The sequence below is a fragment of the Pseudozobellia thermophila genome (assembly GCF_900141855.1).
In the GTDB taxonomy this organism is placed as follows: Bacteria; Bacteroidota; Bacteroidia; order Flavobacteriales; family Flavobacteriaceae; genus Pseudozobellia; species Pseudozobellia thermophila.
In genome coordinates this window covers 1-20,158 of sequence record NZ_FQYU01000007.1, presented here as the reverse complement: position 1 = coordinate 20,158, position 20,158 = coordinate 1, and the positions used below count along the sequence as shown (strand labels likewise).

The window sequence follows — 20,158 nt, the reverse complement described above, 5'->3', positions numbered from 1 at the left end:
GGAAAAAGCCCTAAAAAGGGCTTAAAACTGGGCGCAATTTTGTTCATTATGGACTTGTCCCTTGGTTACCCGTGTTGGCACTGGTATTTTAATCTAATTCAAATGCATTTTCATGCCTTGATGTGTGGCCTTGAATCCAAGCGATTCATAAAAGCGAATGGCGTCGGGACGTTTCTTGTCGGTGGTCAACTGCAACAAATGAGCTTTGCGTTCCTTCGCTCTTTGGATAGCCCATTGAAATATGGCTTTCCCAATACCAAGTCCCCGATGTTTCTTATGCACGCGTACTCCTTCAATTTGTGCACGAATACCTCCTTGGTATGTTAAATAAGGGATAAACGTCATTTGAAAAACAGCGATAATCTGTCCATCTCCATTTTCGACCACCATCAGTTCTTGGTTTGGGTCAGAATCGATTCGCTCAAAGGCGTCATAATAGGATCTTGCCAATGGGATGGTAAGGTTTTCCCGTTTACGGCCCAAGGAATCGTCAGCAATCATTTCTACAATGGTAAATACGTCATTGGTTGTTGCTTTTCTATATTTCATGGTTCTTTCAAGTATTGGTGTTGGTTAAAATTCTTTTCCATTTCCTCTTTTATCGGTCTAAAACCCACCCAATAAATATTACCCTCATTTTCTCCGCCTCTATGGAAAAACAAATACTTGCCATCGGGCGATACACTTGCAGCCATTTCAGTTTGATCTGTGTTTATCTTGGGCCCCATGTTAAAGGGCCTTGACCATTTTTCATTTTTATTAAAACTGATGTACAAATCACTTTCACCATAACCTAAATCACTCTTAAAATCATAAATCATATAGCTTTCGTTTGGAGCTATGTATGAATGGGCTACCCATTTGGCAGCAGTATTGATTTCCTTTCCCATTCTATCAATACTTTTGTATTGACCATCCTCTTTGATTGACTTGTAAATAACCCAATCTTCTGGAGCATCTCCTTTCTCTCCAGCGGTGAAATATAAATTACCCTCTTCAGTAGAGGTCAAGTACATGATTATGGTTCTATCTACAAATGGTTTCTGCAACGGTATTGGCGTGCTCCAGCCCTTTGCTTCCCTCTTACTATACCATTGGTGAAGTCCTGGTGGTTTAGGTGTATCGTTTAGAGGTCGTGTACTTCCAAAATACAGTTTATCCCCTTTTGGGTTGATATGAGGTTCGAAATCCCACCCTTTGGTTGCTGTAAAAAATGCAGGTTTTGGGCTGGACCACTTATCGTCAACTAATTGCATGCAATAAATTGTATTGTCTTCTCCAGGTTTTCTCCGTGTAAAATAAAGTTCGTCCATTTCTGGAGTAAAGGTAATTGCAAACTCGTAGCTCTCAGTTGAAATAATCCCTTCCCCAAAAACCAAAGGCGTGTCAGTTGGAATGTCAGGATCTAACAGCACTATATTTGATTCTGTTTCTTTACTGCAAGAAAACAAATGAAGGACTATGAATAGAAAAGTAACGTTAACACCTTTCATAATTATATTTTTACGAATGATACATTTTTCGCCCTACTGCTGGATACCTCAAATCCAATAATATCATTAGCAGAGTTTCTTATAAAAACCACCTTTAGAAATGACCCTTTATTACCAATGAAATAGTCATTTTTAATAGCATTTAATTTGAAATCACCCAGTCTTGTGTGTTTTGCAACCAATTGATTTTCTTTCACATAAAATGAGTAGTAGGCATTCAATTCAGAGCTGTAATATCTTCCGGTAAATTCTTCAAGAGTAGTTGCATTGTATTGTGCAGGAGTATATTTTTCTGAAATGATTTGATAGCCATCACCCAGTGTCATAATCATCTGGTTGTTTGCAAAGGAGATACCCACATAGTCATGAATATCCATTTCAAAAGCATGTTCGCCTACTGGCACTAAGGCAGTGTTGCCATTCTTGGTAATAAAACGCAAGGTGTCATTTTCAACTTTAATGTGGCGTGAATATGTATCATCTTCATCCCAATAATGGCCCTCAAATTGTTTTAAATATGCCGTTCCTTTCTTAATAGGTTTTTTGTGGGTTAATAGTTTTTTGGGTGATGAAATTGATTTTTTATTTTTAAGATAGGGTTCTAGACAAATGTCCATGATATCATACACCATTCTGGAGCCATTGATTTCACCATTCGTATTTGTAAAGATCACACTCAAGTTCAGTTCTGGAAATCTTGCCAAATAAGACTGATAGCTGGCGTCCTGTCCACTGTGTTCAATACGTTTGAACCCTTTATAGGTGTTGATGAACAAACCATTTGCATAGCCGTAGGTTTCTCCATTGTTCAAATGCCGTAAGGTTTGCATTTTTTTAAAGATAGCTGGGCTACCGACTTTTTTTGTGTCATAATTAATAAGCCATTTACTCAAATCTGTAATTGTCGTGTTAAGGTTGGTAGCACCAACACTGAAGTTATTAAATAGATCTTCAACGTATATTGAATCGACTTTGAAATAGGAAAGGCTTTTATTTTTAACAACCTGTCCTTTTTGATCTACAAATTTGGAATCATACATCCTTAGGGGTTCAAAAATGTGTTTATGCGTAAACTCGGCAAAGGACATCTTCGATACCCTAGCTACGATTTCTGCCAACAATACATAGTTGGTATTGCTATACATATGATTTTCGTTGGGTTTGAAATTTAAGGTCTCTTGATTAAAAATAATCTTCAACACCTGTTCATTGGTAATGACATCATCTAGCGTCCAACCAGAGAGGCGTAATAGGTTATACTTGTCTTTTAGCCCACTTGTGTGATTTAGCAAATGGCCAATGGTAATTTTGTGCTCAAATTCGTGCATCTCAGGAAGATGGATTCCAATATCATCCTCCAAAGACAGTTTTCCTTCGTCTTCAAGTAAGAAAATGGCAAATGCGGTAAACTGTTTTGAAACCGAAGCCACATGAAAGGAAGTCCCTTTGTGAATCGGTGTCCCATAGTCAAGATTGGCCAATCCAAAGTACTTTTCATAGATCAACTGATTGTTTTTTACAAGACCAATGGCAACGCCCGGTTCATTCTCATTATAATTACTTAAAAGGCTATCGATTTTCGTTGTTATGTGATGGATGTTGATTGGTCCACTATTGTTTTGGGCATGTATGGTAACGGCATTTAAAATAAGCAGTAAGAACCTTATGAATTGAAAAGTTGTTTTCATATTCATTTTTAGTGTTTAGATGCTTTACCGGTATCACCAAAACCATAAAAATGGACGATCACTAATAATGTGAAACCCAGACCGAATCCCAAAACTCCTATGTTTAGACCTAAAATTGTTTTTTCACTTCCGTCTAGATATTTCATTGAGCCGCCATACAAATCCTGTAATAAGTAAGCCAACAAAAACCCACCAGTTACTAACATGCTCAATAGTGAGCTTAACTTGTTCTCTTTTTTGGCCCAAAGCAACCATAAACATAAAACTCCTATTGCCGAATTGGTGATGAGTTGCCATACTTCATGAATTTTTGCATGTGGTGTCCAGTCAGGGTTAAATACATGAGTGTCATTAATTTCTAAAAAAGGTACAGCTAGAGCATACAAGAGAATGACGAATGTAATTGTACTTTTTTTAAATATCATTTCGATTCTTTTTTGCTAACCCCAAATACCAGTTGCCGCAGTTTCCTTAGCATACGTTTCAAAATCTTTCGCGGGCCTACCCAACACTACGGCAACATCATTGGAAACTTCTTGGTTGTCTGGGTTGCCTAATACTTCTTTGAACAAATAACCGAAGAGCCAGACGTAAGTATTGGGCAAGCCGGCTTTTCGCATACTTTCCTTAAACTCATCAATGGAAATAGGTACAAATTGAATGGGTTTATCTATGGCTTCGGCCATGATACCGGTCACTTCCTTAAAGGTACTTTTTTGAGGTCCTGTTACGGTTATGGTTTTCCCGTTGAAAGTATCATCCATCAGTACTTTTGAAACCACATCTGCAATATCATCGGCATCCACAAAAGGAATCTCAGCCTCTGGCATTGGCAGGGCCACGGTACCTTGCCGCACAAATTCCAAAAAGGCGCCTTCACTAAAGTTTTGGTTAAACCATGATGCTCTAACCAGTGTATAATTTAATCCGGAATTTGCCACGATTTGCTCGCAAGCTTCTGCTTCAGTTTCTCCCTTTCCTGATAGTAAAACGACTTTATCCAATCCTGCCTTTATAGCTTTTTCAACCAGTTTGCCAATGGCATCTCTGGCTCCAGGGACAGCTAAATCAGGATAATATACGATGTAGGCTCTATCCATATCTTTTAAAGCAGCATTGTAGGTTTCAGGATTTTCCCAATCAAATACCGGGTTTGTTTTTCTACCAACAATGCGCACATTGTGGCCAGATTCTTTTAATTTTTTTGCAACCCGACGACCTGTTTTTCCTGTACCTCCGATAACTAAAATGTTTTGTTTCATGATATATGCGTTTTATGTAATTTGGTTTTGTTTATTGATTTCTACCTTGATATACCAATAGAGTACTGTTATGCCTAAGAATTCAAAGCCTATAAGCCAAAATCCTAAATCCGTGAAAAATTGATAATAGGAGCCTCCATTTGGGATAACAAAAACAGGAACCGTTATTATAGCATCCAAGGCTGTTGCGGTTAAAAAAAAGGTTTGCCCAACCCAATATCCATGTGTGTTCGTTTCTTTTTTGTAGTATAGTCTTGCCCCATACCAGACCAATGGTATGACTGAAATAAAAAGCAGCATATTTGCTTGTTGTTCCGCATTTTGTAAAACTTGGATGTAAAAGGAAAGTGTATAAAGACTGACCCCAATGATCCAGATAATAACGCCAATACCAATAGCTCTTAATTGTTTCATGACTGTTCGTTTTTTGATTTGTAATTTCTATGGCTCGATTCAGTATTTTGGATAACCCTTTGCCAGCATTACTGTTTATTGGTTATCCATGACACGGCCGCTAAAGTGATTGATGTCTTTATCTATAATCGAGTAGTCAATTTGATGATACAAAGGTGTGAAGCGATCAAATGGTTTTTTTGACACTTAAAGACAAGATTTTGACAGTTTACGCCAAAAAGAGCATTCTAATTGTTTTTTCTGAATTCAGATGGGGTGAGGTCAGTCCATTTTTTAAAAGCACGATTAAAGGCACTTTGTTCTGAAAAACCTGTTAAGAACGCAATCTCGCCTATACTCACAGTGTTTTTGCGTAGCATTTCTTTTGCGATTTTTTCTTGGGTTTTTTTAACCAAATCACGATAGGTAACACCAGCTTCGGAAAGTCTGCGGGTCAATGTTCGATTGCTCATAGCCGCAAGGTCACTGATATAATGTATGCTTGGAATGCCTGTTGGAAGCGCATCTTTTATAAGTGCTTCAACATCACGAACAAACTTATTGCCAGGAATTTTTATGCCTTTGGCCTTCTCATCAACTTGTTGTAGTAAATACCTGTTGATGCTGGCATCTGCCTTGGCGGTTCTTAAATTTAAATCGGCTGTTTTGTAACTGATTGAGTATTGTGGTCGGTCAAATAAAATAGGACAATTAAATGCTGCTTTATGGCTAGTGAGATCTTTGGGCTCTTTATGTTTGAAACTTACTTGAATGGGGGAAATGTCTTTTTCGGACATGGCTTGGAGTACGACTACTGTTGCTGAAAGACTTGCCTCGGTCGATAGTTCCATTCCTTTTCGATGTGCTTCACGATTGAGTACTATATGTGAAATGCTTCCTTCCTTCTTAATTTGCCAATCAAAGGTGTTGGATAATAGTTTGAAGTAGCGTTCGCTACGTTCAAAAATCTCCCCAACTGTTGAGCATGTGCGCCAAGAAAGTCCTAAAACGCCATAATCTTCGATTACCATTTTTTGGCCTACTCTTACGGCAAAACCGTGCCCAAGTTTATCGGCAAGTAATTCATGTAAGGTTAGGAACTCCTCAGCCGAAACGACTTGTAAAGAATCCAAAGCGTTAATGGGGGTTGTTAAATCCATAAGACTCTCTCTGGAGAGGCCTTCCTCAATGGCACAATCAAGCATTTTTCTATATAGGTTTACGGAAAAGTATTTCATGGGTTTAAAATACTAAGTTGTTGATTGTGTTTTTTTTTCAAATTAATCCCAACACAGCGTGCCCGTTGTACAAGATATAAAAAAGAGCTTTGGCATACTTGCCGATCGGGCGATGGATCGTCGCCTACAACCTAAAACCCGCCTGAACGGCACGGGCAGGAATACCTAAAGTTTACGGAAAAACGCCCCAAGAGCGGGGCGGGGGCACTCGGTACCTTAAAAAGGGGCGAAAAGGTCCTGCTCCGCATGCTCTACGCCCTTTTTGACCGTTCAAAGATCAAGTTGCAAAGACCGGCCTAAAAACAAAAAAAACTAAAAAGGGCTTATAAAAAGTGTTTTTTCACTGTTCAAGGACTTGTACAGGGCTTGCCGGTGTTACCCAAGGCTTTTTATTCCGTTTCCAATTGTTTATGTGAACCATCACAATGCGGCTTTCGTTTCGATAATCCGCAAGTACAATCATTTAATCCGTATCCATCCATAATTCGTTCCATATTTTTTTCAATTCGGGATATTTTGGTTTTAGATTGTTTTGGTTTATTAAAATACAAAAGATACCCTCTTTGTCTACCAGGGGTTAGTCTCGAAAATGCTTCTTCGAAATCCGGATTTTCCCCAAATTTTTCCTCTAACTCATTTGGTATTTCAAAATCAGTGGTTTTTTTCTTTTTTATTTTAATTCCCGATTTTTCAATTTCGACTGCTTCTTTAATATAATCCTTAATAATCGGTTTTAGTTCAAAAATTTCAGGTAAGTCGGTAAACCGTATTTGTCTGGCAGCTTGTACGTTTTCTGTTTGCTGAATTAATATATTTTCAGGGTCCTTTAATAAAGCTCCTTTATTAAACAGAATGGCACAATAATTTTTAAACCCATGGATTAGAACAATGTTTTTTCCTTTGTCCGTATAACAAGGGTGCATCCATTTATACTCTTCGTTCAGTCCACATTCGAGAATAATTTCACGAAGTTTTGTTAATTCCTCTTTCCAGTTTTTGAGGTTGTTCAGGTATTTATTTACTTCTTGGTTCATTTGTTGCTCGGTTTCTCCCAAATGTTGGGTAACGGGCGGGGTAGCTATTTGCGCGTGATTTTCGTCCAGAAAATCCGAAGGCACCGAATTTTGGCCCTTGTTGTGCTTTCGTTAGTTGTCCAGTTCTTGCTCGATTAATTTTAGTATGGTTTCTATTTCCGCCTTTATGCGACCAAATAACTTTGGCCCATTCGTTGCTTTGGCCAAGAGTCGATAACCCAGCAGGTAATTTTCAAATTCAACTAATTTGAACATCGGCTTGTTGTTTACCATTTCGGAAATCGACTCGTTTTCAAAATCCATAAATCCTATATCACTTATAATGTTACGCACACTTCCCTTATTATATAAAAGCGAGCGTAAATTGTCGTCATAAAAATTTGCTTCATTTAACTGAATATTTATAAAATCCAATGAGCTTTCAAAAGAGGCCAGGTGTTGCCTTAAGTTTTTATTCAAAATGATATTAAGCTTACCAGAACTAATGATGTCATTTAAAACCCCTGTTGAAGGCAAATAGCTTAATTGACTACCAAGAACAGGAGCAAACATCTGCGATATTTCCCGATTGCTGACCGTATCAAGTACATTTTTGTCAAATAGGGTAGATAGATTGTCAAGTGATTCTATTCGTTGTTCATTTTCTTGAATCGAGGCATTTATTTTGTTCAGGTTGGTTTCAAATTCCGATCGTAGCGATACTAAATATTCCTGCTCTAGATTTCTTTGTTCGTTGTAATTGTTGTTATTGTTAATCTGTAAGGCAATTAATATCCCGATAACAACAAGCACAATTTCTCCAATGGCATAAAGAAGGTATTTGCTGAATTTGTTTTCAGTCAGCATTTTTTGGCGAATCTTTCTAAAGAATTTTATCATTGGTTATGGGTTGGTTGAAGTACAGCGATCTGGGCTAAGCATGGTTCGGGGGCACGCTGTCGCGCAATTTTCAATTTAGCGATTTTATAAATATACACAGACCATTTGATTTGGCACCATGGTCCGCCTTAGGTTTAGCTTGTGTGCCTGTAGCACAAATCACCAAAAAAGTGCTCGTCGATGCTTGCCCATCGGGCGACGGATCCCCATTGTGCAGTGTAAAAGCGGGGCGGGGGCACTTTGTCCCCTAAATAGGGCTTAAGAAGGTGTTTTTTCGCTGTTCCAGGACTTGTGCGAGGCTTACCCATGTTATGTGTCGTTTTCCTTCTTTTTTCTACTTACCAGGATAAATATGATTATGGATGCAAGAACTAGTCCCACAGCAATAACGTTGGAAAGTATACCTGCATCAGAATTGATATCTGTATGTGCGAAAACGGGTTTTGATATGGAGGGTATTCCAAACAGAAGCACTAAGGCCAATTTTTTCTTATGACTCATCCCTTAATCTTTTAGTTTCCTTAAGTGTTACTATCAAACCATACCATGCTGGAATTAATGGCAATGCTGCCGTTGCTACTCCTGCTGTATATCTCCATTCTCCATATAGAATAAAAGGAAAAATAAAATGGGTTAATTCTGCAATGGTCATGGCTACAAAGAAAAAAGCCAGAAAATAATATCCTAAAGCCCATTGCTTAATAATGAATATTGCTCCGGTTATCCACATTACAGGGGCAAAGAATGCAGCAAAAGTCAGTAGGCCTTGCTGTGAAACTTCTTGACCACTAAGTTCAGACGCAACACTTTCAAAACCGAAAATGTATTCTTCGTATACATGGACAATGAAGAAAATGACAGTCAACAAATAGGCGATGATCACTTTGGATGTGTCGAATCGATATTTATATCCGGTTTTAAGGTATAAAAGAAACCCACCTGCGCTTGCTCCTCCAATGACCAAGGGTCCGATTTTACCAAAAAAGATATAAGTACACAGACTCAATAGAATAATAAATACCCCTGGAATAATTATGTCTAAGTTTTTCATGTTCCTTTTTTTTATGACTCACAACGGTTTGGCTACGCGTAGTGCGTGACTGGAATGCACTTCGCAGTCTGTCTGCCGTTATGTTTATTCATAATCACCTACTTTCAATTTAAAACAAGAACCCGCATTAAGTATAGCTTTTGATGTGCGTCCGTTTTTCTGTTTAAACGGTTGAAGCTCTATCAAAACCAACTGTTTCCCGGTACCGATGTGGCGATACGTCTGCATTCTTCTTAAAGAATCTACTAAAATAATATTCATCATTATAGCCCAACTCATAAGCGATTTCTTTCACGGTTTTATCTGTTAGATACAGCTGTCTTTTGGCTTCTATGACGATGCGTTCAGCGATTAAGTCCGTCAAGGTTTTGTTGAAATGTACCTTGGTCAGTTTGGATAGGGCTTTTGGCGAAATGGATAGCATTTCGGCATAGTCGCTGGCGGTATGCTTGGTCTTGTAATGCGATTCTATATAGCTCTTTAGGTTTTGTAATATAAAGGGCTCTTTATTTCTTTCTGTTATGTTTTGTCCGTCACCCTGTTGTGCCGTTTTTAGTCTTGATGCTGAAATCAAGAATATTTTCAGGTAGGAAATCAATAGTTCATATTGTGCCAAATCAGGTTTTTGCATTTCAGTTTTGATTTGGTCAATGATCATTTCAAAATTTGCTTTTGCAGCCTCGCTCACGTGGATAAAAGGCGGGTCGTAAATATTGTTGAACAATACTCCATTGCATGCGACTTCTTTGTGATGCTTATGGATGCAAAAGAAGTCAGGATGAAAATTTATTACTGAACCACTAATTTCAGTTTCGGCATTGAGCATAAAAGGTTGGTAGGGTGAAAAGGAAAATAGGGTATGCTCTTGAAAGTCATAGTTTGAAAAATCAGCCTTGACGTTGCCCTTGCCCTGCTTTACCCAAATGAGAGCGTAATAATTCAACCGCTGAATATGGTCAAATGGGTTTTCCTTTTCAAAATGGTATAGTTTGAAGGCCAGATTGCCCGTTTGGGGATTGATGAATGTGAAATGGTTATCTTGCAGCATAGCCCAATATTAGATCAGCTTTCTTTCGCTTTTATCAATTTTTAAGTCGTTAATACTTGCAAACCGTTTTTGCATGAGTCCATTTTCGTTAAACTCCCAGAGCTCGTTTCCATACGCCCTGTACCATTGGTCGTTTTCATCTTGATATTCATACTCAAATCGCACCGCCATTCTGTTTTCTCGAAATCCCCAAAGTTCCTTTTTTAGTTTGTAATTTCTTTCTTTCTTCCATTTTTCAGTCAGAAATTGGACGATCTCTTCCCGTCCGTTGATAAATTGAGTCCGGTTTCGCCACTCGGAATCTAAAGTATATGCTTTTGATACACCTAGAGGATCTTTGCTATTCCATGCATCTTCTGCCATTTGCACTTTTTCAAGAGCCGTATTCAATGTGAAGGGGGGAAGTGGATATTTTTTTTCTTCCTGATTCATTGTACATAGATGTTTTGGTAAACCCAATGTGGGAATCATGTTGACACGACTCCCATATTAGGTTTATGAATTTACAAACTTTCGGCCATTGGGAAATCGACAGGCACTTTCGTAAGATTGTGTAAATAATTCATGGCCGTTTTATCACTTACCTGAAGGATCAAATCGACAAGGTTTTCCTTTGTATATCCCTGGTCAAAAAAGTCCTTGACATTTTCATCACTTGCATTTCCTTTGTTTCTGGTAATGTCGGCCGCCAATTTAACCAAAGCATTCAATTTGGCATTCTCGCTCTGTCCTTTTCTGATATCCAACAGTTGTTTGTCATCGAATCCATTCATTTTTGCCAGTACGGTGTGTGCACTTTGGCAATAAATACATCCGTTTACCTGACTGACAATTAGGTTCACGGCTTCCTTTTCTTTGTTCGATAATGATGTTTTGGCGTTTTGATAGTCCAAGTACTTTTTGAGGCCATTGTCTGAATAGGCAATTGTAGCATAAAGGTTAGGGACAAAGCCCAATGCCTTGTTTAAATTGTCAAAAATCTCTTGATTTGTTGGAGATACTTGCTCCCTTGTAGGAACATTAAATTCTACTTTAACTAAATTTTCCATTCTAAACTGTTTTAATTGTTGTTTGTCAATATCGACAACACAAAGATGGCGTGCATTCACCCTGAATAAAATGGACAATTTTCGTTAATGGATGGATGATTTTCCTGAATGCCGGTCAATTGTTACACAACGCTTAGGCTAGGGTTCGTTGATGTGATTCGTCCGAAGGACAACCCCTCCGTAGCCCAAACCCCTCCGAACGCCCGCCTGCATGACAAAGTCGGGAAGGTAGCCGTTCGGTACGGGCGGGGGTAGCTTTTTGCGCACGATTTCCGATTGGGAGATCCGCGAGCAATGAATTTTAGGCTTTGTGCCTTTGGTGCAAGTTATAAAAAAAAGGATTTGACCCTTGCGGATTAAAACAGGGATGGCAGTTTTGGGTATGCGGGGGAAAAAAGGAGTACCCGTAAAAAGGGTGCGCCCGCTTGACATTAGATCGTCGCCTACCACCTGAAAACCCGCCTGAACGGCACGGGCAGGAATACCGGAAATTCACGGAATAACACTCTAGGAGCGGGGTAGGGGCACTTTGTTTCCCAATAAGGGCTTAAAAAAGGTGTTTTTTTCGCTGTTCAAGGATTTGTGCAAGGGTTACCAGTGTTGTAAAGGGTTATATTTTCATTGCCGCCATTTGTTTATCTAAAAACTCTTGAATTTCTTGTTTATGTCTAGTTTTTACAGTTCCACTAACTCTTCCATATTTTTCCATTTCCGTTATTTTATCTTCCTTTTTTGGAAAAGGAAAGCGACCAGCCCAGCTAGTGTAACTTTGAAAATTGTTTAATAGTTCAATTTCTTTTTCAGACAACTCTATTTTGTAATGGTTAACTATCTCCATGTAACCATGACCATTGGTATTTTTTGATTTCCATTGATTCATAAACTCCTTAAATGAAGAAATTTGACCATTCAGAATATTGTCTTTTTCCTCAAATAAAGCTCTAGCTTTTAGGATTAATTCCAAACTAACCGCATACATAAGCATACTACCTCTAAACAAACCAAGTGCATGAACTCGTTCATTTTGATCCCTAATTTGCATAACCTCTTTTCCTTTTTCGAACGAATCGTCAGCAGCAAGTTTTAGACTTAAAGCGTGTTCTTCATATATTAACCATGAAAGTGAAGATCTTATCTCGTAGTATTTTTTGATGCTCAATATTCTCTAAATTTTGGAATTATGCTTTAATGCTTTACAACGGCAGTCTGTCTCAAAACCACCTTTGATTTTGATTAAAATCACACAATTTGTGATATACGGGATATCGGCCTGAAAGAAGGTTGGGTTTTCATAAAAGGGGATGTAAGGGACAAGACCCCATCTTTCAGCCTTTTAATGGTTACAAGGGCTTTTTGTCGTTATTTGTTTATGTAATTGATCATCCAGTTGATACCAAACTTATCTGTAAATTCTCCGAAGTAAGCACCAAAAAACATATCTGCCATTGGCATTGTAATGTTGCCATCTACAGAAAGTTCAATAAATAGCCGGTCGGCTTCTTCCCTTGTTGCGGGTTCTAGGCAAATATGCATATTGTTTCCACTTGTCAATGCAAAGCCCATTTCCTTTGGTGCGTCCGTACCCATTAATATATGCCCACCAACTATGGGCAATTCAACGTGTAAAACCATTTTTTTTACGTTATCGGCAATGGGAGGCCAATTTTCGGTACTTGCAGGCACATCTTCAAAACGTTCAATGCCTTTACCTATAAATTCAGTTTTGAAAACAGATTTATAAAATTTGAAAGCTTCTTCTGTATTACCTGCGAAGTTTAAGTAGGTCGTTACTCTTGGCCTATTGTTGGTTTTATTTTGATTGCGCAGTTTAAATTGTGCTTCAATGTATTGGTCCAGATTTTCCATAGCCATGGTAAAACCTTCTTTAAAGCCTATTGCGATAATTTTTTCCAAGTCACCAAGGCTCTCGTACTTGGCTGTAATGGTCACAAGGGTTTTCTCTCCATATTCATTGAACTTATTTGTCCATTGGGTTCTAGGCATTTCTGGGTTAACTGTTCCGTTTTCATCACAGAAGGCATCTAATCCCGAAAACATGGATTGATTTACAATTTTGATGTAATCATTTTTGCACCAATGACATTCTTGCGGGTTTTCACCTTCGGTATTATACATTTCGTAAAGCCACATTCCGCCCTCGCGAAAATCCATTGATTTTGTTCTTGTTTTATAGGGTTTAGGTGCCCACCACAGGTCAAGAATTTCGGGATTTGTCCACGCTTCCCAAACCAATTCAAGGTTTGCGGCAAACTCGCGTTCCACATTAATTGTGTTTTTGTCCTTATCGACTACGAAGTCAAATTTTAAGTTTGGGTTCATTTTCCTTTCGATTTCAATTGTTCTAAAACGGTGTCCAATTGGTCAAAGCGTTTGTCCATTAGCGCTTTAAATTGCTCCAACCATCTTTCTACATCCTTCATTTTATCAGCATTTAAGTGATAATGAATTTCCCTGCCTTGTCGCTCCTGTTTGATTATTTCACATTCTGTAAGTATTCGCAAATGTTTTGAAACAGCTTGTCTGCTTGAATCAAAATGATCGGCTATGGCATTTGGGGTCATTGCACCAACGGCCAAAAGCATTATTATGGCTCGTCTTGTTGGGTCTGCAATTGCTTGAAAAACATCTCTACGCATACTTATTCGGGTTTATACAACATGGCAATAATGTTGCATTCAAATTTTTGCACATCAACGAGATTAAATTTTTGCATCTCGGTCAACTCTTTAAAAATGGGCATTCCGCTTCCGATAGCAGCAGGGTTTACAAACAAATGCAACTCGTCAATAAGCTTGTTTTTGATGAGTGCGGAAACGAATGCACCACCACCATAAGCAATAATGTCTTTGCCTGGCCTATGCTTTAAATTGGTAATTTCTTCGACCAGGTCGCCTTTGGCAATTTCAGTGTTTTCCCAAATTGATTTGTCAAGTGTTTTGGTAAATACGATTTTTTGGGTTGAAGCATATTTAACCCCGCCTTCATACTCTGGATTGTCGGGGTCTTTGGCAACATTTGCCCAATGTGGAATAAATCCTTCCGCCAATTTTCTACCTAGAACAATTGTGTCTATCGGTTCGGTAATTTCTCGAACATAATTGGTAATGTCATCGGTCCAAGGAAACTCCATCCAATCCATTTCCCCATTTTGACCTGAAATAAAACCATCTATGGTCGTTTGGACCTGTAATTTTAATTTTCTCATTTTTCTAAAATACGAAACCAATCAGTTGCAAATATATATGAAACCAATCGGTTTCTCAAATGTTTTTTAAAAAAATGAATTATGTTGTGGTTTTGAGGTTTGTAAAGTGGTTTCCAATGACCGCTAATGGTGAAGGCTTCCCCATTTTTGAATCCTTCACAAAGACTGGCCTAAAAACAAAAAGCCCCTAAAAAGGGCTTAAAAAAGGTGTTTTTTTCGCTGTGCAAGGACTTGTGCAGGGCTTACTTTTGTTGTAAGGCGAATTTTTATTCCAATTTGGCAATTAAGCCCCACCCGTTCGCCTTATCTATAACAACACAATGAATGTTGTTTACTCCTTTTTCAAGGGGCAGGTATAATTTATTGGTATTGATATCAATATGTCCCATGTACTGAATCCCTTTTGCCCTAAAGGTATTATTGCCTTTAAAAAGGACTTTCCCGTTTAAATAGACTATTATTCTGTCACTATAATCAAATGAGAAAAGTTTTGTTTCATCATTATCGGAATGTACCGTAGTTGATGCTACGATATAGTCTTCTTCATTCTGTTCGAAGTTGCCGGAAGATGACTTTTTTATGTATTTGGAAATAGGTAAAAGACCTGTCGCCTCAGTTTCAACGGTAATGTATTCTTCCTCTAAAAAATTTTCATAGTGTATCTCTTCGGCCTTGTAGGGTTTTGATTTCGTTATTTCCCATTTTGTAATAATTGCAGGGTCAACAGGGGCAATGCTGTCTTTTTTGGTACTTTCTACGGCCTCTTTGGGTGTAAATCTAAAGTTTGAGAATCGATTTGGGAACAAGGCAAAAAGCCCAATTTCCCCAGTATTATGTTCTGTTCTTAGTTTGTCAATTGTCATGACTTTTTTATCGTTTACAAAAACCTCGGCACTTTGGTTGTTTACTTCGATTCGTAAGCTGTTCCAACCTGTTTTCTTAAATGAAACCCTTGCTTGTTTTTCTCTATATAATTGCCAATTCGACTCATTGTTAAATATGGGTGTATACTGAACGGCATCAACTTGGTTCGATTTATGCATTCGCATATATACTTCTTCCATATCGTTGTTTTGCTTTCTAAAAGTAATACCGGCAAAACTTCTGATTGTGTTTGCATATACTTCCACCTCTATGGTGCCGTTTGCAAATTTTTGATCTTTGACCGTAATCCTTCCTCCGTTTAAAACCAAGGTTTCCCTATTGTCAAATTTTTCGAACCTTGTTTCTTCTGAAACATTCCAATTCGAGGCGACCATGTCGACTTTTATTTCAGGGCCTTGGGCAATAGCCAGTTGAAAACCCAACAAAGCAATGATTGCACAAATTATATTTGTCATGATTTTTAATCTTTGTTTTGGACAAAAATCCGATTTAATAGCCTTATTACCGTATCACTTTATTGTTAATTGCTATCATTTTGGTAAATCTTTCTGTAAGCGGAAGGATTCATGTCCTCCATTTTCATAAAAAATCGTGACAAGTTATTTGGTTCACTAAAATTTAAGTCATGGGCTATTTCTGATATTGTTTTATCGGAATAGCGTAGTTCGGTTTTTATCTCAATGAGTAGCCTATTGCTGATAATTTCCTTTGTTGTATATCTGGTATGCTCTTTGACCAAGGCATTAAGCTGATGGCGAGTTACATTTAATAAGTTGCAATATTCTTCTACCGTATGCGAGGTGCGAATATTTAGTTCGAGTAGTTCTTTAAATTTATAGATTATTGAATTCGATTGCGTGCTTGGTGAAATATTGTAGCATTTTGAATACAACCGATTGAGCTTTGACAAAGAAAAATACAATAGGGAACGCAAGATATGGGGACTATCATTTTGATAGTTTTTTATCTCGGCGATAATTTCGTTCAATGCCGATCGTATAAAAGCATAATCATCATTTTTCAGTCGTAAAAATTGAGGGTGCTGGGAATTATAAAAATATTGTAACCGGTAGGTGAACAGTTTATCGCCAAAAAAGTCGGATAAAAAATCACTCTGAAATACAAGATGAAAACCCTTAATGCCGGATAGGTCGATCATACAGCATTTTTTTTGGAAGGGGGAAATAAAAAAAACGCTATTCTCCTTAATTTCCAACAATTGCCCGTTCAATTCTATGCTTCCATTCGCCTTTTCAAAAATCATGATCTCAAAAAAATCGGTGATCTGTGGATTGGGGTCAAAGAAAACATTAGGATTACCTTCAAACTTGTGTAAGTCCATTAGCAATTCGAAGCCGTACTTTGATTTTTCAAAAATGAATTTTCGCAAAATTGAATTTTTCCGTTACTGGTTTTTCATATACGTTACAACGGGCAGGCGGCTATGGCGAGTTGCGTGGTATGCCAGGCATACCTTAGCAAGGGATCGCCATTAGACGCACATTCGCTATGGCCAGTGATGTCGATGCTACCGACCGCGAGCGGCTCCGTCCGGGTTTTCTAGGATTGAATATAGCAAATTTTATGGGCGAATGTGCAGTCGTACTGCCTGGCCGATGGTCGATGGTAGGAAAAAAGGGGAGGGACGGCGGCCTCGACCGCCCGGTTTTTTACGGGCCGGAGGTATCATCGACCATCACATAAATAGATACAACCTTCACGTACTGCCCTAAAAATATAAAAAAATGCTTAATCCTATGTATATCAGTCGATACGGTCTGGGCTGCGCCTGTTTATGTTGTATGTCAATTTTACGGGATACCACTTTTGATATAGAAAATACGCAAACCAGGTAAAGGGGAAAAGCTTGTTTGGCTATGGATCCTACCCCTGTTGCACAAGGTGTTGGCAGGGTACCTGTACGGATCCGTTTTTACAGCGAATCAATGGCTTGTGAAAGGGGTGTTTTTTGTTGTACACGGCTTATTGATCTCAAATTACAAAGCCTACAATGCCGTATGCAATTATATTTGCCAATCCATGCGAAATCCAACCGGGAACAATACTTCCCTTTCCGATTTTTTCATTAAGATATACCGAAACATAGGCACCGATAGAGGGAATAATAAATATAACCAGTAAGAAAAAAATATTGGTTGTGATCAGTGCAAACATGAGGGTATGAATAATTCCGAAAAGCGCTGCTTGAAGTACGTTCCCTTTTACAAAACCCATTATACTTACAAGTCTTTTTGCAATAAACCCTCTAAATATAATTTCTTCGGAAAGAGAGGTTTTGAAAACAGCCGTAATAAGTAAAAGAGTTATGGAATAGGTTCCCAAACCCATCTGTCTAAACTTTCCGGTTATACTGTTTGGGTCGAACATTATGTCTTTAAATTCGGAATTTGTAAAAGTGAGAATTAGAATGGGTGCGGCAAACAATAGGCAAGCTACAATTGCTAAATAGTTTGCTCTTTTTGTTGATTGTTTTAATCCGATATAATTCAAAAAACCTTTTGGCGATTTATTTTTAATTATATACACTAGAAATGGTATTAACGTAAAAACCAAAATTTGAAGAATCGCTCCTATTGTTTCGTTTATCATAGTTTTTAAAATTGTATACAAGGGTTTGGCCATGTGCAATGTCCTCGAAGGGCATAGCCTATAAGTAGATGCAATTACTTATAGCCATTGTGCCTTTGGTACAAGTTATAAAAAAAAGGGATTTGATCCTTGCCGATCGGGTGGTGGATCCTAATTCGGCTTTATGCAGTGTAAAAAGCAGGGAGGGTCACTTGCTTCCCTAAATAGGTACGAAAAGGTCCTGTCCCGACTGTTAATCGCCCTTCTGGACAGTTCAAAGATCAAGGCGCAAAGACCGAACTAAAAACAAAAAGCCCTTGAAAAGGACTTAAAAAAGGTGTTTTTTCGCTGTGCAAGGACTTGTGCAGGGGTTACTTGTGCCGTAATCCGTTATTCTACTCGATTTATTTGGTTTTCGACAAACGATTTTCTCCCCCCTATGTCTGTATATGTTCCACTCACTTCATATTCGATAAACTCCTCGCCATCATCAAAAGTTAGGGTGAGCCTGATTTCTTCATTATTCTTGGCCTTAACATTTTTTTGGGAATACATCCCAAGGATACTTTTATTTGTATCTAAGTAAAGGTTTGGCTCAAATTTCCAAAGACCTTTTTCAGGACTGTTGTCGGTAAAATTTATAAATGTAATTGGCTTACCTAGATTTTTAATTTCAAGCCCTTGGTCATTAAAGCTGATTTCAAGCTTTGGGGTTTCTAATTCCTTGGCAGAAAGAACCTTCTTTATTTCGTTATCAAGGTGTAAGTATGAATTGCCGTATACCAAGGAGTAGAGGGAATCCTTTGAAACCTGTGTTTGAATTAACCTATACTTTTCTAAAGCACTGTAATAAGTATAGTCTAAGGTGCCATATTCGAAAGTGTCAATTTTTAAGGGTAGTTTGCTAATGAAATAAGTTTGGTCCACCATAGAATCCACTCTTTGAAGTGTATTTTTAGATAAACCGTCTTTTGCAAGCACAATGTAAAAAGGTGGTTCGGCACTATCCAATTTGCTTAAAAGTAATTCCTTGGTAATTTGCTTCTTTTTGTCTTGTCGATAGGCTCGAAGGTGTTTTTTACCATATACGCTGAGTATATAAATTGAAATTGAAAGTAAAACCAGCAACGGGAGCATAAAAGTGTAAATAGGGTAGCGTGATTTTTTCACCCTACTTTCAATTTTATATTTTACCGATTCCAAACTGTATAATTTACCATCTTCCTTTCTTAAAGTCCAAACATGGGTGACAGGAAAAACGGGTATGTACATAAAATGAAAATACTCAATTCGTTCTTCAACTTGAAGAACTTTTGTTTCCGACTCCTTACTGTTCCATAAATCAAGACCATTATATGGTATGTTGAATTGATCTGTATTCCCAATTAAAAAGTCAAACAGTTCAATTTCGTATTTTTTATTAAAAATACTTCTATATCCAATTCTTAGTCTAGTCACTATTCTATAGGTGTTTAGAGGTTGAGTGGTAAACAGTTATTTTACATAGCTCCTATTTTCTATACTTTCAGAATTCCATCGAATATCAATAATCCACTTTCCGAATTTCGAACATTCTAGATAAATTTCATCTCCAATGTTTACTTTTTCAAAAGTATTTTTACTAACCTCATAAGTAGTTAAAAATTCATTGTCATTGAAATAGATACTATATCCCGAAATAATAGACGAATTAGCTTTTCTAGTCAACTTTTTATCTTCAATTTTAAGTTGAGTTATTATTTTCTTCTTTTGACTAAGATCTCTTCTTATACTGTTAGGACTAAAAAGTAATCCTAAGAGATTTAATAGACCCATTAAAAGAAAAAATCCAAGACCTATTAAAAATATCAAGGTACCTATGTCAAAAGGTTTGGAATGACTATCATAAACGAGGTAAAAAATGAAAGAAAATATAAAACCAAACAGAAGCGTTCCAAATATTGAACTAATCCATTTATAAAAGATTTTTTTTAATTCTTTTTGATTCATTTTTACTTCTTTAAAACTCATTTAATGAAGGAGATTAATGTTTGTTGTTTACAACGGCCAGACGGCTATGAGTAGTTGCGTGGCATACGGCCCTGGCTATGGCAAGTGCGAGATTTTGAAACCGAATCTTTGTCCGCCAGACCGAATGTTATTTTGTTGTAATATCTTCATATTTAAGCAGTCAACCCCCATTTGCTATAGCATCGATGAAAAAGCAGTAAGTCGAGTATCTTTAAAATGAACTAAAAATTAAAGATATGGTTACTCAAATTACTGCTGTACCGAAGTTATACATTGGGATCGACATTCACAAGAGAAGTTGGAAAGTGCATTG

At 37.7% G+C, this 20,158-nt stretch carries 22 protein-coding genes; all 22 read right to left on the bottom strand.

The genetic code is table 11. The features are described 5' to 3' along the window. Window positions 1-93: 93 nt before the first annotated feature. Complete coding sequence (locus BUB37_RS15705; protein ID WP_072994786.1) at window positions 94-549, bottom strand: GNAT family N-acetyltransferase; 456 nt, start codon at window positions 547-549, stop codon at window positions 94-96. After that, window positions 546-1,493, bottom strand: a complete 948-nt coding sequence (locus BUB37_RS15700; protein ID WP_072994785.1) for a PD40 domain-containing protein — start codon at window positions 1,491-1,493, stop codon at window positions 546-548. The genes BUB37_RS15705 and BUB37_RS15700 overlap by 4 nt, the downstream gene beginning before the upstream one ends. Window positions 1,494-1,495: 2 nt before the next feature. Next, complete coding sequence (locus BUB37_RS15695) at window positions 1,496-3,187, bottom strand: serine hydrolase domain-containing protein (RefSeq protein ID WP_072994784.1); 1,692 nt, start codon at window positions 3,185-3,187, stop codon at window positions 1,496-1,498. A gap of 2 nt (window positions 3,188-3,189) precedes the next feature. Continuing rightward, window positions 3,190-3,606, bottom strand: coding sequence for a hypothetical protein (locus BUB37_RS15690; RefSeq protein WP_072994783.1), 417 nt, complete (start codon window positions 3,604-3,606; stop codon window positions 3,190-3,192). 15 nt (window positions 3,607-3,621) lie between these two features. Next, on the bottom strand, window positions 3,622-4,443 hold the full coding sequence (locus BUB37_RS15685; RefSeq protein ID WP_072994782.1) for an NmrA family NAD(P)-binding protein: 822 nt from the start codon (window positions 4,441-4,443) through the stop codon (window positions 3,622-3,624). 12 nt (window positions 4,444-4,455) lie between these two features. After that, a complete protein-coding gene (locus BUB37_RS15680; protein ID WP_072994781.1) occupies window positions 4,456-4,857 on the bottom strand; it encodes a DUF5367 family protein in 402 nt (133 codons plus the stop codon). Window positions 4,858-5,084: 227 nt separating this feature from the next. Further along, complete coding sequence (locus tag BUB37_RS15675; protein ID WP_072994780.1) at window positions 5,085-6,074, bottom strand: AraC family transcriptional regulator; 990 nt, start codon at window positions 6,072-6,074, stop codon at window positions 5,085-5,087. 389 nt (window positions 6,075-6,463) lie between these two features. After that, on the bottom strand, window positions 6,464-7,108 hold the full coding sequence (locus tag BUB37_RS15670; protein ID WP_072994779.1) for a DUF1801 domain-containing protein: 645 nt from the start codon (window positions 7,106-7,108) through the stop codon (window positions 6,464-6,466). 111 nt (window positions 7,109-7,219) lie between these two features. Continuing rightward, a complete protein-coding gene (locus tag BUB37_RS15665) occupies window positions 7,220-7,987 on the bottom strand; it encodes a DUF6090 family protein (protein WP_072994778.1) in 768 nt (255 codons plus the stop codon). A gap of 490 nt (window positions 7,988-8,477) precedes the next feature. After that, on the bottom strand, window positions 8,478-9,038 hold the full coding sequence (locus tag BUB37_RS15655; protein WP_072994776.1) for an HXXEE domain-containing protein: 561 nt from the start codon (window positions 9,036-9,038) through the stop codon (window positions 8,478-8,480). A gap of 163 nt (window positions 9,039-9,201) precedes the next feature. Then, complete coding sequence (locus BUB37_RS15650) at window positions 9,202-10,086, bottom strand: helix-turn-helix domain-containing protein (protein ID WP_072994775.1); 885 nt, start codon at window positions 10,084-10,086, stop codon at window positions 9,202-9,204. A gap of 9 nt (window positions 10,087-10,095) precedes the next feature. Next, a complete protein-coding gene (locus BUB37_RS15645; RefSeq protein WP_072994774.1) occupies window positions 10,096-10,518 on the bottom strand; it encodes a nuclear transport factor 2 family protein in 423 nt (140 codons plus the stop codon). 71 nt (window positions 10,519-10,589) lie between these two features. Further along, window positions 10,590-11,213, bottom strand: a complete 624-nt coding sequence (locus BUB37_RS15640) for a carboxymuconolactone decarboxylase family protein (RefSeq protein ID WP_317616555.1) — start codon at window positions 11,211-11,213, stop codon at window positions 10,590-10,592. 532 nt (window positions 11,214-11,745) lie between these two features. After that, a complete protein-coding gene (locus BUB37_RS15630) occupies window positions 11,746-12,294 on the bottom strand; it encodes a hypothetical protein (RefSeq protein WP_072994771.1) in 549 nt (182 codons plus the stop codon). A 200-nt stretch (window positions 12,295-12,494) separates the two neighbouring features. Then, entirely contained in the window at window positions 12,495-13,475 is a 981-nt protein-coding gene (locus tag BUB37_RS15625; RefSeq protein WP_072994770.1) for an SRPBCC domain-containing protein, read from the bottom strand. Next, window positions 13,472-13,792, bottom strand: a complete 321-nt coding sequence (locus BUB37_RS15620; RefSeq protein WP_072994769.1) for an ArsR/SmtB family transcription factor — start codon at window positions 13,790-13,792, stop codon at window positions 13,472-13,474. Before BUB37_RS15620 ends, BUB37_RS15625 begins: the two co-directional genes overlap by 4 nt. Before the next feature lie 2 nt (window positions 13,793-13,794). Beyond that, on the bottom strand, window positions 13,795-14,361 hold the full coding sequence (locus BUB37_RS15615) for a dihydrofolate reductase family protein (RefSeq protein ID WP_072994768.1): 567 nt from the start codon (window positions 14,359-14,361) through the stop codon (window positions 13,795-13,797). Between the two features lie 266 nt (window positions 14,362-14,627). Beyond that, window positions 14,628-15,701 carry a 3-keto-alpha-glucoside-1,2-lyase-like domain-containing protein gene (locus BUB37_RS15610; RefSeq protein WP_072994767.1) on the bottom strand — a complete coding sequence of 358 codons (1,074 nt, stop codon included), beginning with the start codon at window positions 15,699-15,701 and terminating at the stop codon, window positions 14,628-14,630. A gap of 65 nt (window positions 15,702-15,766) precedes the next feature. After that, window positions 15,767-16,636 (bottom strand): AraC family transcriptional regulator, encoded by an 870-nt coding sequence (locus BUB37_RS15605; RefSeq protein WP_244526859.1) that lies wholly within the window; start codon window positions 16,634-16,636, stop codon window positions 15,767-15,769. A gap of 602 nt (window positions 16,637-17,238) precedes the next feature. Further along, window positions 17,239-17,856, bottom strand: coding sequence for a CPBP family intramembrane glutamic endopeptidase (locus BUB37_RS15595; protein ID WP_072994764.1), 618 nt, complete (start codon window positions 17,854-17,856; stop codon window positions 17,239-17,241). 369 nt (window positions 17,857-18,225) lie between these two features. Beyond that, window positions 18,226-19,293, bottom strand: coding sequence for a hypothetical protein (locus BUB37_RS15590; RefSeq protein ID WP_072994763.1), 1,068 nt, complete (start codon window positions 19,291-19,293; stop codon window positions 18,226-18,228). 36 nt (window positions 19,294-19,329) lie between these two features. Continuing rightward, a complete protein-coding gene (locus BUB37_RS15585) occupies window positions 19,330-19,845 on the bottom strand; it encodes a hypothetical protein (protein WP_072994762.1) in 516 nt (171 codons plus the stop codon). Window positions 19,846-20,158 lie beyond the last annotated feature (313 nt).